The sequence below is a fragment of the Dickeya chrysanthemi NCPPB 402 genome (assembly GCF_000406105.1).
Classification (GTDB): domain Bacteria; phylum Pseudomonadota; class Gammaproteobacteria; order Enterobacterales; family Enterobacteriaceae; genus Dickeya; species Dickeya chrysanthemi.
Map to the genome: position 1 here is coordinate 1,214,443 of NZ_CM001974.1, position 15,296 is coordinate 1,229,738.

8 protein-coding genes and 1 pseudogene are annotated in these 15,296 nt (G+C 57.3%); 1 reads left to right on the forward strand and 8 read right to left on the reverse strand.

What is annotated here, in order from left to right; all coding sequences use genetic code 11:
• Positions 1-40 precede the first annotated feature (40 nt).
• The 8 genes and pseudogenes from DCH402_RS05570 to DCH402_RS05605 all read right to left on the reverse strand — a co-directional run bounded on the left by DCH402_RS05570 (position 41) and on the right by DCH402_RS05605 (position 13,616).
• Positions 41-1,003, reverse strand: a complete 963-nt coding sequence (locus DCH402_RS05570; protein ID WP_040000255.1) for a glutathione S-transferase family protein — start codon at positions 1,001-1,003, stop codon at positions 41-43.
• A gap of 127 nt (positions 1,004-1,130) precedes the next feature.
• Positions 1,131-1,862, reverse strand: coding sequence for an envelope stress response regulator BaeR (baeR, locus tag DCH402_RS05575; protein ID WP_012768945.1), 732 nt, complete (start codon positions 1,860-1,862; stop codon positions 1,131-1,133).
• A 13-nt stretch (positions 1,863-1,875) separates the two neighbouring features.
• Positions 1,876-3,234, reverse strand: a complete 1,359-nt coding sequence (baeS, locus tag DCH402_RS05580; RefSeq protein ID WP_040000256.1) for an envelope stress sensor histidine kinase BaeS — start codon at positions 3,232-3,234, stop codon at positions 1,876-1,878.
• An 8-nt stretch (positions 3,235-3,242) separates the two neighbouring features.
• Positions 3,243-4,645 (reverse strand): annotated as a pseudogene (gene mdtD, locus DCH402_RS05585) (multidrug transporter subunit MdtD).
• A gap of 93 nt (positions 4,646-4,738) precedes the next feature.
• The gene (mdtC, locus tag DCH402_RS05590; protein ID WP_040000257.1) at positions 4,739-7,828 is read right to left on the reverse strand and encodes a multidrug efflux RND transporter permease subunit MdtC; all 3,090 of its coding nucleotides are present in this window, start codon (positions 7,826-7,828) and stop codon (positions 4,739-4,741) included.
• On the reverse strand, positions 7,825-10,965 hold the full coding sequence (locus tag DCH402_RS05595; RefSeq protein WP_040000258.1) for an MdtB/MuxB family multidrug efflux RND transporter permease subunit: 3,141 nt from the start codon (positions 10,963-10,965) through the stop codon (positions 7,825-7,827). The genes mdtC and DCH402_RS05595 overlap by 4 nt, the downstream gene beginning before the upstream one ends.
• Entirely contained in the window at positions 10,965-12,224 is a 1,260-nt protein-coding gene (locus DCH402_RS05600; RefSeq protein ID WP_040000259.1) for an MdtA/MuxA family multidrug efflux RND transporter periplasmic adaptor subunit, read from the reverse strand. Before DCH402_RS05600 ends, DCH402_RS05595 begins: the two co-directional genes overlap by 1 nt.
• Positions 12,225-12,434: 210 nt before the next feature.
• A complete protein-coding gene (locus tag DCH402_RS05605; protein ID WP_040000260.1) occupies positions 12,435-13,616 on the reverse strand; it encodes a NupC/NupG family nucleoside CNT transporter in 1,182 nt (393 codons plus the stop codon).
• A 258-nt stretch (positions 13,617-13,874) separates the two neighbouring features.
• Here DCH402_RS05605 and DCH402_RS05610 point away from each other — a divergent pair, with 258 nt between their 5' ends.
• A complete protein-coding gene (locus DCH402_RS05610; protein ID WP_027711363.1) occupies positions 13,875-14,837 on the forward strand; it encodes an aldo/keto reductase in 963 nt (320 codons plus the stop codon).
• Positions 14,838-15,296 lie beyond the last annotated feature (459 nt).

Consider the following 15,296-nt stretch of genomic DNA (forward strand, 5'->3'; position numbering starts at 1 on the left):
GGTCTGTGGCGGCCGGGTCTGCGCCGGCCGTCAAGGGCGATTATGCCGTGCGGATACCGGCTGATGAGCCTACCTGATAGCGCAAGTGCGGGCGCTCAAAATCCGTGTACGGCCCCTTCGGCACGATACCCGTGGGGTTGAGCCAGCGGATGCTGTAATACCCGGCTTTAATATCATCCAACCTGACTGTGTCTTTGACCCCCGGCCACTGGTACAGCTCGCGCAGGTAGCCGGAAAGGTGCGGGTAATCTTCCAGCCGACGGATGTTGCATTTGAACGCGCCGTGATAAGCCGCATCAAAGCGCACCAACGTCACGAACAGCCGCCAGTCGGCTTCGGTCAGCGTGTCGCCTGCCAGATAGCGATGATGCGCCAGAAGGGCTTCCACCGAATCCAGCGCGGCAAACAGGTTCGTTACCGCCTGGTCATAATGCGCTTGTGTTTTGGCGAAACCGGTTTTGTATACGCCGTTGTTGATGTTGTCGTAAATCAGACTGTTCCAGCGGTCGATCTCCGGTTGCAGCTCCGGCGGGTAAAAGTCCAGCCGGTTGCCGGTCAGGTCATTGAACGCGTGGTTGAGCAGGCGAATGATCTCCGCCGATTCATTATTGACGATACGGCCTTCTTTGCGGTCCCACAGCACCGGTACTGAAACCTTGCCGGTGTAGTGCGCGTCGCTGGCGGTGTAGAGCTGGTGCAGGTAGCGTACCGGCGCGATGGTGTCGCCGGCATCCTGCGGAGTCCTGAATTCCCAACCCTGTTCGCCGATGCGGGGTTCCGCGACCGACAGGGCTATCACATTTTGCAGTTCTTTCAGGTTGCGGTAGATAGTGGTGCGGGACGCCCATGGGCAAAGGTATGAGACGAATAACTGATAGCGTCCCGCTTCCGGTATCAGCGCTGTTGCACGAAACAGCGTTTCCTGACGGTGAAAGGCGCCGCCTTTGATTTCCTCGGCCGCTACATCGCCCTCGACCCATTTGCCATTGACTAATCCCGACATGTTTACCCTCATCATCATCATTATGTTGTGTGATTATGCTAGCAGCCGGTAGCGGAGAGAAAATTGCAAATTTTTAACCGAGTCGGACAGTTTCTTTGACGACTTGCCGCAGTACGCGGCTAGTCGTCTAGATTTCCTGGCTGGCGGCGGCTTCCCAACGGTAACCGATACCATAGACTGTACGGATGAACGAGGTTTCCCGGTCGAACATTTCCAGCTTGCGGCGCAGGTTTTTGATGTGGCTGTCGATGGTGCGGTCGGTCACCACCCGGTAGTCGTCATACAGATGATCGAGCAGTTGCTCGCGTGAAAAGACACGCCCCGGTTCGGCGGAGAGGGTTTTCAGCAGCCTGAATTCAGCGGGCGTCAGTTCCAGGTGGCGGCCGAGATAACTGGCCTGATAGCGATTCTGATCGATCAGCAATGCGGGTAAGGCGTCATTCGGCAGCGGTTCGTGTTGCCAGCGGCAGCGGCGCAGCAGGGTTTTCACTCGCGCGACCACTTCACGCGGGCTGTAGGGTTTGCAAATGTAGTCGTCGGCACCGATTTCCAGCCCCAGCAGCCGGTCGATTTCGTCGGAGCGGGCGGTCACCATGATGATCGGCACGTTGGAAAAGCCGCGAATGGCGCGACAGAGCGTCAGGCCGTCGCGGCCCGGCAGCATCAGGTCCAGCAGGATTAGCTGGCAGGGGTGTTCGCGAACCCAGGGCTCGACCTCTTCACCTTGCGTCAGCCAGTGGGTGCGATAACCCGATGCCTGCAGATAATCCACCAGCAATTGGGCCAGTTTGGGCTCATCTTCAACGATCAGCACCGGCGGGTTTTCATCACCGGCCGCTGCAGGAGACGATGCAGTCATGTCGATTCCTGTATCAGGATAAGTGCAACGGAAGTTCGACGGTGATTTGTACACCGCCAAGCGTGGAATGCTCAGCATACAAGCGTCCATCATGTGCCTCAACGATATTGGCGCAAATGGATAATCCCAGTCCGGAGCCGCCGCTGGCTCGGTTGCGCGAACTCTCCGCACGGTAGAAGCGCTCGAAAATCAGCGCCAGCTGTTCATCGCTGATGCCGGGAGCGCTGTCGCGCCAGTGAATCACCAATCGTTGCGGGCGTAACTCGGTTTCTATTTCCAGTCGTCCGCCATCATCGGTATAGCGTAGGCTATTTTCCATCAGGTTGTTGAATAACTGGTTCAGGCGGTCCGGATCGCCAAATACGATGGCTTCGGGATGAAAGCGGGTGGTCAGCCGGATGCCTTTGTGATGAAAACGCTCTTTGAATGCCGCTACCGACAATTGCAGTAGTGCGGTGGCATTAACGGCCGCTTTGCGGTAAGCCAGCGCACTCAGATCAGACAACGACAGTTGGTGCAGGTCGTCCACCAGTTTAGTTAACAACGTGACTTCCGCCTGCAGTGAAGAAAATGCTGCGGTATCGGGCCGCCGTACGCCATCCTGCAATGCTTCCAGTTCGCCGCGCAACACGGCCAACGGTGTACGCAACTCATGGGAAATATCAGCCATGAACGCGCGGCGCGACTGTTCATTTTTCTCCAGCGCCGAGGCTAACTGGTTGAAATCCTGTGCCAGCCGATCCAACTCGTCTCGCCTGCCGGCGCTGACGCGGGTACTGAAATCGCCGCCCGCCAGTTGGTGGATGCCGTTGACCAGCCGTTTGACCGGCGCCAGCAAGCCACGCGACATCAGCCAGGTGACTACGGCCGCCAGCAGGGTGGTAAAGGCGACAATCAGCCAACTGGTACGTTGCTGCTGGCGATCGAAACTGATGTCGGCGCTACGCGTCAGCCCTTCGACCGGTGCCGCCACCAGCCAACCCACGACCCGGTTCTGCATCATCAGCGGCTGCCAGGTGCTGCCGGCAGGCATCGAGATCGGCGGGCCTATCAGGCGGCGGCGGTTCTCGTCCGTGACCCAAAACCGGGTACGCCAACCCTGCATGGCTTCATCGTTGTTCTGCTCCATCGTCCGCAGCATCGGGAAGATACCGCGCTCGTTGTTGTGCAGAAAATCCCAGTTGCCGTACTGTTGGTACTGATCCTCCAGCCAGCTGCGGATCTGCACCACCCGTTGTTCGTTGCCGCGGCGAATGTAATCGATAAAGCCTTTTTCGAAACTGAGCCGGACGCCGAAATGCATGATGACCAACACCAACATGCAGGTGGAAAATATCGCCAGAAACAGTCTGGCGGTAATGCCGAATCTCATCATTCACCTCATGAGGAATGTGTCAGCGTCGCCTGCTGAACAGTATCGGGCGGCACCCGGTTGAAAATCAGCGCCGGGAGCGCCATCACCGCCACCATGCAGAGATAGGTGTAAAGGAACACACTGTGGGTTTCCGGCGCGCCGCTCACCAGATGCTGATTGGCGAAAATGCCCAGCAGTAAGCCGGCGATGGTCACACCCATACTGGTAGAGAGCTGCATCGACATCGACATCAGGCTGTTGCCGCCACTGGCCAGGGAGTCGGGCAGATCTTTGAGCGTCAGGGTATTCATGGTGGAAAAACGGATACCGTTGACCATCCCCACCAACAGTAACACTAACGGCGTCATCCAGTGCCAGTTCATCAGCGCGACCAGCGCAAACAGCAAGGTAGCCAGCGCCAGCGTCAGCGTAGAGGCGATCAGCACGATACGGTAGCCGAACCGGTTGACGGTCAGCACTACCAGCCGCTTCATCCCCATGTTGCCCAGCACCAGCGGGATCATCATCATACCGGCATGAAACGGGGTGTACCCCAGCCCGATTTGCAGAAATACCGGCGTCATAAACGGCAACATGCCGCTGCCGATGCGCGCCAGCCAGCCGCCTAACAACCCGATGGTAAAGCTGCGGGTGTGGAACAGGCGCAGGTTAAACAGCGATGCCTCGTTGTTCCTGGCATGCCACCAGTAACCCAGCAGCGCCAACATGCCGGTCAGCACCAGCGCGATCAGCGTCGGCGCGGAAAACCCAAGGCTTTTCTGCCCGTCCAGCGCCAGCGTCAGCGTGCCCATCGCGATCACCAGACAGATAAACCCACGCAGGTCGAAACGGCGTGGCGGCATGGTGAAGTTGGGCATTAACCGCCAGGTGGCGAGCGCGCCTATCAACCCGACCGGAAGATTGATCAGGAAGATCCAGTGCCAACTGGCGTATTGCACCAGAAAACCGCCGAGCGTCGGCCCCATCAGCGGGCCTACCTGCCCCGGCAGCGTAACGAAGGTCATTGCCGCCATGTACTGAGCACGCGGCACCAGCTTCATCACCGTCAGCCGACCTATCGGCACCATCATCGCGCCGCCGACGCCCTGAATTACCCGGGAAAACAGCAGTTCATTGAGGGTGGTGGAGCGGGCGCACAGCAGTGAACCAAGGCTGAACAGCATAATGGCGGAAAAGAAAATGTTGCGCACACCCAGCCTATCCGCCAGCCAGCCGCTGGCCGGCAACAACATGGCGACGGTCAGCACATAAGCGACGATCACTGCATGCATACGCAGCGGGCTTTCATTCAGACTGGCGGCCATAGAGGGCAGGGCGGTGTTAACGATTGTGGTGTCCAGCGCTTGCATAAAAAGCCGAAGGCCACAATCCACAATTGCCAGCGAACGGATGCAAGCTGATGGGTCATGCGGTATCACTCCCGGGAATATCCTGTCCCTGACAGGCGCCGGGGCGAACCCCGGCGATGATTACAGGTACGACAATGACGGCTGAAGCGGCATCAGGCCAACGGTTCGGTATGCCCGGCCGCATCGGTGCGATCACGACGGCGCCAATGCAGACGGTCGAAGAACAGGTACACCACCGGCGTGGTGTACAGCGTCAGCAACTGGCTCATCACCAGCCCGCCGACAATGGTGATACCCAGCGGCTGGCGCAGTTCCGAGCCGTCGCCGTTGCTCAGCACCAGCGGCAACGCGCCGAACAGCGCGGCCATAGTGGTCATCATGATCGGGCGGAAACGCAACATGCAGGCGCGGAAAATCGCCTCCTGCGCCGACAGTTTTCCTTCCCGCTGTGCTACCAGCGCAAAATCCACCATCATGATGGCGTTTTTCTTCACAATGCCGATCAGCAACAAAATACCGATCAGCGCAATCAGGCTGAACGGTTTGTTGAACAGCTCCAGCGCCAGCAGTGCACCGACCCCGGCAGAGGGCAGGGTAGAGAGAATGGTCAGCGGGTGGGCGACATTTTCATACAATATTCCCAGCACGATGTAGACCGTCAGGATCGCCGCGATAATCAGCACCACCTGCGAATGCTGCGATTGTTGGAACGCCAGCGCGGTGCCGGCAAATTGCCCGCGAACCGTGGGCGGCACGCCCACTGCGGTCATGGTGCGTTCGATGGCGGTGGTGGCATCCGACAGGCTGACGCCTTCCGGCAGGTTGAACGAGAGGGTCGCCGCGGCCGACAACCCCTGATGGTTAACCGCCAGCGGCGCGTTGGCCGGTTGCCAGTGAGCAAAGAATGACAACGGGATCGGCTTACCGTCGTTGTTGATCACAAACATTTTGTCCAGCGAGCTGGGGTCCTGGGTGTAAGCCGAATCCACCTCCATCACCACTTTATACTGGTTCATCGGCTGGTAAATGGTGGAAATCTGCCGCTGACCAAAGGCATTGTTCAGCAACGCGTTGACGCTGGACACATTGATGCCAAGCCGTGCCATGGCATCACGATCGTAGACCATCATCAATTCGGCGCCCTTGTCCTGCTGGTCGGAACTGACGTCCGCCAGTTGCGGCAATTTGCTCAGCGCATCGCGAATTTTGGGTTCCCAGTTCCGTAACACCGCCAAATCATCCGATAACAGTGAGAACTGGTAACCGCCGTTCGCTTCGCGCCCACCGATACGCACATCCTGTACCGCCATCAGGTACAGATTGGCGCCCGGCTCCTTCGCCAGTTTGGCGCGCAGCCGGGTAATCACCTGCTGCGCGTTAACGTCGCGCTGGGCAAGCGGTTTCAGGCTAATAAACATTGAGCCGCTGTTGGTGCGCATTCCACCGGTAAAACCGGTGACATTATCCACCGCCGGGTCGGCGCGTACGATGGTCATGAAATCCTGCAGTTTGCGCTTCATCGCCTGAAAGGAAATGCTCTGGTCGGCCTGGATGAACCCCATCAGCCGCCCGGTATCCTGCTCGGGGAAGAAGGTTTTGGGGATGCTGATATACAGCCAGACGCTCAGGCCGATCGTCCCCAGCAGCACCATCATTACCCAGCGCGAGTGGTTCAACACCCAACGCAGACTGCGTCCATAGCCTTGTTGCAGCCCGAGCAACAGCCGGTTGAAACCGCGGGTACGCGGCTGGCTGCGGGGCGTATGAGGGCGCAGCAAGCGGGCGCACATCATCGGCGTCAGCGTGATGGATACCAACAATGAGATCAGAATGGCGACCGACAACGTAATCGAAAATTCGCGGAACAAGCGGCCGGGCAGGCCATCCATGAACAGCAACGGAATGAACACGGCGATCAGCGACAGGCTCATCGATACCACGGTGAACCCGACTTCCCGCACCCCCTGTAGCGAGGCTTGCAACGGCTTCATACCGGCTTCGATATGGCGGGAAATATTCTCCAGCACCACGATGGCGTCATCCACCACAAAACCGGTGGCGACGGTCAACGCCATCAGCGACAGATTGTTCAAACTGAAACCGCACAGGTACATGGCGGAGAAGGTGCCAATCAACGACACCGGTACGGCGATGGCCGGGATCAGCGTGGCGCGTGCGGATCGCAGGAACAAAAACACCACCAGAATCACCAGCGATACCGCGATGATCAACGACCGTTCCACGTCGTGCAGCGAGGCGCGAATCGTCGGCGAGCGGTCTTGTGCGACATTCAACGTGATCGAGGCGGGCAACATCGCCTGCAATTCCGGCATGGAGGCGCGGATAGCATCCACGGTGGAAATAATGTTGGCATCCGGCGCGCGGCGGATCATCACCAGAACGGCGGGTTTGGCGTTGGTCATCCCGGCGTTGAGCACGTTTTGCACCGAGTCCTTCACCGTCGCCACATCGCTCAGGCGCACCGGCGCGCCATTGTTGTAGTGGATGATCAGCGAGCGATAGGCCTCTGCGGTTTTCAGCTCGTCGTTGGTCTGAATCTGATAGTGAGTACTGCCGCTGTCCACGCTACCGAGCGGCTGGCGCACGTTGGATTGGGCGATCGACTGGCGCACGGCGTCCAGCGATACACCCTGATTAAACAGTGCCTGTGGGTTGAGCGCCACCCGGACCGCCGGTAACGAACTGCCGCCGATGGTGACGTCGCCGACGCCGTCGATTTGCGAGACGCGTTGCGCAATCTGGGTCGAGGCATAGTCGTACAACTGGCCGGGGCCGTAAGTGTCCGACGTCAGCGTGATGATCATGATAGGCGCATCGGATGGGTTCACCTTGCGGTAATAGGGACGGCTCGGCATGCTGCTTGGCAACAGGCTCTGGGCGGCGTTGATCGCCGCCTGCACGTCACGGGCCGCACCGTTGATGTCACGATCCAACGCAAACTGCAGGATGATGCGGGTGCTGCCCAGCGAACTCATCGACGTCATTTCGTTAATGCCGGCGATGCGGCCCAGCGAACGCTCCAGCGGTGTTGCCACCGACGACGCCATGGTTTCCGGCGACGCGCCGGGCAAGGTGGCGGAGACCGAAATCACCGGGTAATCCACCTGCGGCAGCGGCGATACCGGCAGCAACTGATAGCCGAGCAGCCCGCATAGCGCTATCGCCAGCGCCAGCAACGTGGTGGCGACCGGACGATGGATAAACAGTGCGAAGAACTTCACTGTGCTTCCCCTTCCTGCGGCCGACGGCGACGCAGACGATGCGCCAGACGGTCAAACAACAGGTAAATTACCGGCGTAGTGAACAGCGTCAACACCTGGCTCATCACCAACCCGCCTACCATACAGATGCCGAGCGGACGTCGCAGCTCCGCGCCGACGCCGGTACTGAACATCAGCGGTACGGCGCTGAGCAGCGCCGCCATGGTGGTCATCAGTATCGGGCGAAAACGCAGCAAACAAGCCTGATAAATAGCCTGATACGGCGCCATTCCCTGTTCGCGTTCGGCCGCCAGTGCAAAATCGATCATCATGATGGCGTTTTTCTTCACGATACCGATCAGCAAAATAATACCGATGATGGCGATGATGTTCAGATCGCTGCCCGCGATCATCAGCGCCAGCAACGCGCCGACTCCGGCGGTCGGCAGGGTGGACAAGATAGTGACCGGGTGGATAAAACTCTCATACAGCACGCCCAGTACGATATACATCGCCACGACTGCGGCCACCACCAGCCAGATGGTGCTGGTCAGCGCCGACTGGAACGCCAGCGTACTGCCCTGAAAGCGGGTAATGATGTCGCTCGGCAACTGCATCTGTTGCTGCGTCTGCTGAATGGCTTTTACCGCATCGCCCAACGCGTAGCCGGAGGCGACGTTGAACGAAATGGTCGTCGAGGGGAACTGGTCGATGTGGTTGACTGACAGCGGCCCCTGGCGCTCTTCCACCGTGGCGATGCTGCTGAGCGGCACTACGCCGCCGCTGCTGTTGATAAGCCGGATATCACTCAGCGCCGCCAGCCCGTTGCTGCTTTCGTGGTGCTGTTCCAACACCACCCGGTACTGGTTGGACTGGGTGTAAATGGTGGAAATCAACCGCTGGCCGAAGGCGTTGTACAGCGCGCTGTCCACCTGCGACATAGTGATGCCGAGACGGCTGGCGTTGTCGCGGTTGACCTTGAGGTAGGCTACCGCGCCGCTGTCCTGCCAGTCGCTGCTGACATCCTGCAACTGCGGCAATTTTTGTAGCTCGGCGGTCAGTTTCGGCACCCAGGTGCTGAGCTCATCCAGCGACATGGTTTGCAGAGTAAACTGATACTGAGTGCGGCTGACTTGCGTATCGATGGTCAAGTCCTGCACCGGTTGCAGATAAAGCTGAATGCCGGGCAGGGCGGATGTGCGCTGTTGCAGCCGTTCGATCACGCCCTGAATACGGTCGCTGCGTTCATCCAGCGGCTTCAGGTTAATCTGCAACCTGCCGCTGTTGAGCGATGGGTTGGTGCCGTCAACGCCGATAAACGACGAGACGCTTTCCACCGCCGGGTCCTGCATGATAAGCGAAGTGACCTGCTGCTGCTTGTCCACCATGCCGGAGAAGGAGATGGTTTGCGACGCTTGCACGGTGCCCTGAATGATGCCGTTGTCTTGTATCGGGAAAAAACCTTTGGGGATCACGATATACAGCAAGACGGTGAGTACCAACGTACTCAATGCGACGCCGAGGGTAATCCACGGGTGATTAAGCACCCGGGTCAGGCCGCGACCATACCAGGCGATCACCGCATCAAAGAAGCGCTCGCTGGCACGAGTAAACCGGTTCTGCTGGCTCAGCGAATGGTGGCTGAGCAAGCGGGCGCACATCATTGGCGTCAGCGTCAGCGACACTACCGCGGAGATCAGGATAGATACCGCCAATGTTACGGCGAATTCGCGGAACAGGCGACCGATAATATCGCCCATAAACAGCAGCGGGATCAGCACTGCAATCAGTGAAAAGGTGAGTGAAATAATGGTAAAGCCGATTTCCCCCGCGCCTTTCAGCGCCGCCTGTAGCGGCTTTTCGCCTTTTTCAATGTAACGGGCGATGTTTTCAATCACCACGATGGCGTCATCGACGACAAAACCGGTGGCGATGGTTAACGCCATTAACGTCAGGTTGTTGATCGAAAAACCGAGAAAATACATGGCGGCGAACGTCCCCACCAGCGACAGCGGCACGGCAATACTGGGGATGAGCGTGGCTACCGCGTTGCGCAGGAACAGGTAAATCACCATCACCACCAATGCGATGGCCAGAATCAGCTCAAACTGCACATCGTCCACCGATGCGCGAATAGTGGTGGTACGGTCGGTGAGCAGAGCAACATCCACCGACTTGGGTAAGCTGGCTTTCAGCGATGGCAACAGGCTGCGGATATGGTCGGCCGTCGCAATAACGTTGGCCCCCGGCTGGCGCTGAATATTGAGGACAATGGCCTGATTCTGATTAGCCCATGCCGCCAGATGGGTATTTTCCGCCGCCTGTTCTACCGTTGCGACGTCCTGTAGCCGTACCGGAGCATTGTTTTTCCAGGTAATGATCAACTGGCGATAGTCATCGAGCGAACGCATCTGGTCGTTGGCGGATAGCGTCACCGAGCGTGCCGGGCCGTCAAAACTGCCTTTGGGGGTATTGACGTTGGCCGCGGTGATGGCGGTGCGCACCGTTTCGCTGCTCAGCCCATAGGCGGCCAGCGCGCCCGGATTGAGCTTGACGCGTACCGATGGCCGTTGCCCGCCGGCCAGGGTAACCAGCCCGACGCCTTCCACCTGAGCGATTTTCTGCGCGATGCGCGTTTCAATCATGTCCTGCACCTGTGTCAGCGGCAGGGCAGTGGAGGTGACCGCCAGCGTCATGATCGGCGGATCCGCCGGGTTGACCTTGCTGTAGGTAGGCGGGAACGGCAGATCGGTGGGCAGCAGATTGGTGGCGGCGTTAATCGCCGCCTGTACATCCTGTTCGGCGACATCCAGCGACAGCGACAGCTGGAACTGCAATGTGATCACCGATGAACCGCCGGAGCTTTGGCTCGACATCTGCTTGAGGCCGGACATGCTGCCGAATTGGTGTTCCAACGGTGCGGTGACCGCCGAAGTCATCACGTCCGGGCTGGCGCCGGGGTACAACGTAACGACCTGAATGGTCGGATAGTCGACTTCCGGCAGCGCGGAAACCGGTAACGCACGATAGCCCACAATCCCGGCCAGCAGAATGGCGATCATCAACAGCGTGGTGGCAATCGGCCGGAGAATAAACAGGCGTGACGGTCCGCCACTGTTATGCAGCGTGGTGTCCTCTGACGGCGTTGTCCCCTGCATCAGAATTTCTCCGCTTTAGGCTGAGATTTTTCACGCTGAGGCTTTTCGGTGCCGGCAGTGGATTTGGCGTCAGCCGCCACTGGCGCCAGCACTTCTACCTGCGCGCCTTCGGTCAGGCGGTCGATCCCGTCGGTAACGACCCGCTCGCCCGCGTTCAGCCCGTTTGCCACGACGGTTTGCTGGCCGTACTGAATACCGGTGGTGACGAGGTGTTTACTGACGTGATCCTTATCGTTCAATACCCAGACGAAGCGCCCTTCGTTGCCCATTTGGATCGCCGAGGAGGGTGCTACCACCACATTTTGCAGTGTGTCCACTTTCATCTTGATATTGACGAACTGATTGGGGAACAGCGCGTCATCGGTGTTGTCGAAGCGGGCTTTTAGCTTGATGGTGCCGGTGGTCGCGTCGATCTGGTTATCCATGCTCAGCAATCGCCCCTGCGAGAGGAGGCGCTGACTGGCGCGATCCCAGGCTTCCACCAGTACCGGCTGGCCGGATTTTTGTGCTTTCAGCACAGTGGGGATATCGCCTTCCGGTACAGTGAAAACGGCGTCTATCGGGTGGGTTTGGGTTAATACCAGCAGGTTATCGGTACTGGTGACATAGTTGCCGATATCAATCTGACGCAGGCCGACGCGGCCGCTAAACGGTGCGGTGATGCGGCTGTAATCGAGTTGCAGTTGCGCGCTGGCGACCGATCCCTGATCCGATTTCACCGTTGCTTCGTACTGGCGGACCAACGATTCCTGGGTATCCAGTTGCTGGCCGGAAACCAAGCTGGTTTTAGACAGTTGCTGGTAACGAGCCAGATCCTGACGGGCGTTGATCAACAAAGCCTGATCTTTGGCTAATTGCCCCTGAGCCTGTGCCAACGCGACCTGAAATGGCCGTGGATCGATTTCCGCCAGCAGTTCGCCTTCTTTAACCTGTTGCCCTTCCTGAAAATGGATCGCCATCAATTGACCCGTCACCCGGCTGTGTACCGTAACGGTATTGGCCGCCGTCACCGTACCCAGACCCGACAGATAGTAAGGCACGTTGGATGAAGCGGAAAACGCAGCCTGAACCGGCGGCGGAGCGGTAGAACCGCGGCGGCCACTGCCGTTGCGGTTTTGTCCCTGACGTGAGGCTTGCTGTGAGGTCGTCGCCTCGTTGGCGGATTCTGATTGTGATGGGCGAAAATAACGCCAGGCGAACAACGCCGCGGCAATAACAATAACGAGGATCAGGAAACGAAATAAGCGTGCGGCGTTCATAATTATGGAAGGAACCTCCAATCAGCACAGGCCAAGATAAGCCCATGAAACACTGAATATTATGATACTAGTTTAAACAGCGAAGGGAGGACAAAAATGGAGGAAATATGGAAGATATGTCAGGGTTTGTAGAAAAAGAATCCCCGGCGTGGTGAACGCCGGGAACGGTGCTGAGTGTGTCAGCAAGGTGTCATTGCCACGACAATCGGGTTACAGCACCAGACCGGCAACGGCGGCGGACAGCAAGCTGACCAGCGTTGAGCCATAGACCAGTTTCAGACCAAAACGGGAAACGGTGTTGCCCTGCGCTTCGTTCAGCCCCTTGATGGCCCCGGCGACGATACCGATCGAGGAGAAATTGGCGAAAGACACCAGGAATACCGACAGAATACCCACGCTGCGCGGGGACAGCTGACCGGCCACTTTCTGCAACTCCATCATGGCGACGAATTCGTTGGACACCAGTTTGGTGGCCATAATACTGCCCACCTGCAGCGCTTCGGCTTTGGGAATCCCCATTACCCAGGCAAACGGATAGAACACGTAACCCAGGATTTCCTGGAAGCTCAGCCCGAATACGGCGCTGAACAGCGCGTTGATAGCGGCGATCAACGCGATGAAACCGATCAACATCGCAGCAACGATAACCGCAACTTTGAAACCGGCCAGGATGTATTCGCCCAGCATTTCAAAAAAGCTTTGACCTTCATGCAGATTGCTCAGGTGCAGTTCTTTCTCTTCATTGGTGTCGTATGGGTTGATGAGCGACAGCACGATAAAGGTACTGAACATGTTGAGCACCAGTGCCGCTACGACGTATTTGGCGTCCAGCATTGACATGTAAGCGCCGACGATCGACATGGAGACGGTCGACATCGCGGTGGCTGCCATGGTGTACATGCGTTTTTCAGACATCTGTCCGAGAATGTCTTTATACGCAATGAAGTTTTCAGACTGGCCCAGAATCAGCGAACTGACGGCATTAAACGACTCCAGCTTGCCCATGCCGTTGACTTTGGACAGGATGGTACCGATCAGCCGGATAATGAACGGCAGCACTTTGATGTGCTGCAAAATCCCGATCAGCGCGGAGATGAATACAATCGGGCACAGTACTTTCAGGAAGAACACAAAGCTATTGTTACCAATATTGCCAAAGACGAAGGTTGTACCCTCACCGGCGAAACCGAGCAACTTGTCAAACAGACCGGCAAAGCCTGTTACGAAACCGAGACCTGCACTGGAGTAAAGGAAGAAATAAGCGAGCAGGATTTCAATGGCTAAAAGTTGAACAATATACCTGACGCGAATGCTTTTGCGATCGCGGCACACCAGCAGTGACAGGCCGGCGACAACAATCAGGGCCAGGATAAATTGCAGAATGTTGGACATGTTTGCTCCAAATTATGATAGGGGCCGATTTTTGGACGTCATTTTATGTAACGATTGCGCTTAAAATGAGACGTAAGACGCAAAAGCGGAATTATATCGCGGAAAATAACCTAAACTAAAGCGTTGGTCTCATAGCATTCGCTTCTGTCTGAGAGATCGTCGGGCATTTCAGCACGGCTGACTGGAAAATGCTGTGATGGAAGTTCCCTGTCCGTCACTCCGGCAGAGTAGGGAAAACCTAACCACAAGGAGAGAATCATGCCTGCATCTGACGTATTACGTGAATTAGGGCATTCAGGAATTCGGGTACCGTTGCTGACGTTTGGCGGCAACGTGTTCGGCTGGACTATTGATGAGCCGAACTCGTTTCGCGTATTGGATGCCTTGCTTGAGCAAGGACTTAATTTTATTGATACCGCCGATGTCTATTCGATCTGGGCTCCGGGCAATAAAGGCGGTGAGTCGGAAAGTATTGTCGGCAACTGGCTCAAACAGCGTGGAAACCGTGATCGGGTGATTATCGCCACTAAAGTGGGTAAGACTATGGGCGGCGATCGGCAGGGGTTGTCGGCTGGTTATATCCGTCGGGCGGTAGAGGATTCATTACGTCGCTTGCAGACCGATTATATCGACTTGTATCAATCCCATGATGATGACCGCTCGACTCCGCTGGAAGAAACTCTGTCGGCTTTTGATGCGTTGATTCGCGAAGGCAAAGTGCGTGCTATCGGGGCATCCAATTATGCAGGCGAACGTCTGGCGCAGGCGTTGCAGGTCAGTAAGGATAACCATTTGGCTCGCTATGAAACGCTGCAACCGGAATATAACCTGTATGATCGACAGCACTATGAAACCACGCTGGAACCGGTGGTGAAAGCCAATGGGCTAGGGGTGATCGGGTACTATTCGCTGGCAAGCGGCTTTTTGTCAGGCAAATATCGTTCGGCCGCCGATGCGGTGAAAAGCGCACGTGGTCAGGGAGTGGTGGAACGTTATCTTAATCCGCGCGGGCTGGCGATTTTGAATGCGTTAGATCAGGTGGCGGAGGCTCACCATACTACACCCAGTCAGGTTGCGTTGGCATGGCTCATAGCCAGACCGGGCGTCACATCGCCGATAGTCAGCGCAACGTCGATTGAGCAGGTCGCAGAGCTGGCTGGCGCGACTCGTCTGGCGTTGACGCCTCATGAGATTGAACGGCTAACTGTCGTCAGCGCCTGAGTGTTGAGTGCAGTCGTTACGTTGATATGACGAGGCGGCTGTCCGGCACGTTGGCTTTCTTACTCGGCTCATCATAAATGGGCCTTGTCCTTTTCAGGGCCGCAACACGCTGCGTTCAACGCGGCTCCCGGCAGCGTTGTCGTTCACCCGAATCACTGACCTGGATAAGCTCATCGTCATCCACTCTCTTGCCGCGTGACAATGCCCAATATGAGCCTTGCCTAAATAGCTTTGCATCTATTGTGGGAGGTGGTCCTGTCAGCACTGGCCTCGCGCGATGAGAAGTGAAGCATCAATGTGCGAAATTATTTCGAGGGCCAACGCGTTGCGTTGTTTAACACACCATGCATGTTGTCCTGCAACTCAAATTATTTGGGGGATAACGAGCGAGCTGCTGATACTGCCTTGATTGTAGCCGGTTCTGGTTGTCATCCGGTGTGGTGATGGCGGGTGGTTTTG

Excerpts from the sequence above, each read along its gene's own strand:
- DCH402_RS05570 (WP_040000255.1), bottom strand. The coding sequence starts at position 1,003 with ATGTCGGGATTAGTCAATGGCAAATGGGTCGAGGGCGATGTAGCGGCC.
- baeR (WP_012768945.1), bottom strand. The coding sequence starts at position 1,862 with ATGACTGCATCGTCTCCTGCAGCGGCCGGTGATGAAAACCCGCCGGTG.
- baeS (WP_040000256.1), bottom strand. The coding sequence starts at position 3,234 with ATGAGATTCGGCATTACCGCCAGACTGTTTCTGGCGATATTTTCCACC.
- DCH402_RS05595 (WP_040000258.1), bottom strand. The coding sequence starts at position 10,965 with ATGCAGGGGACAACGCCGTCAGAGGACACCACGCTGCATAACAGTGGC.
- DCH402_RS05600 (WP_040000259.1), bottom strand. The coding sequence starts at position 12,224 with ATGAACGCCGCACGCTTATTTCGTTTCCTGATCCTCGTTATTGTTATT.
- DCH402_RS05605 (WP_040000260.1), bottom strand. The coding sequence starts at position 13,616 with ATGTCCAACATTCTGCAATTTATCCTGGCCCTGATTGTTGTCGCCGGC.
- DCH402_RS05610 (WP_027711363.1), top strand. The coding sequence starts at position 13,875 with ATGCCTGCATCTGACGTATTACGTGAATTAGGGCATTCAGGAATTCGG.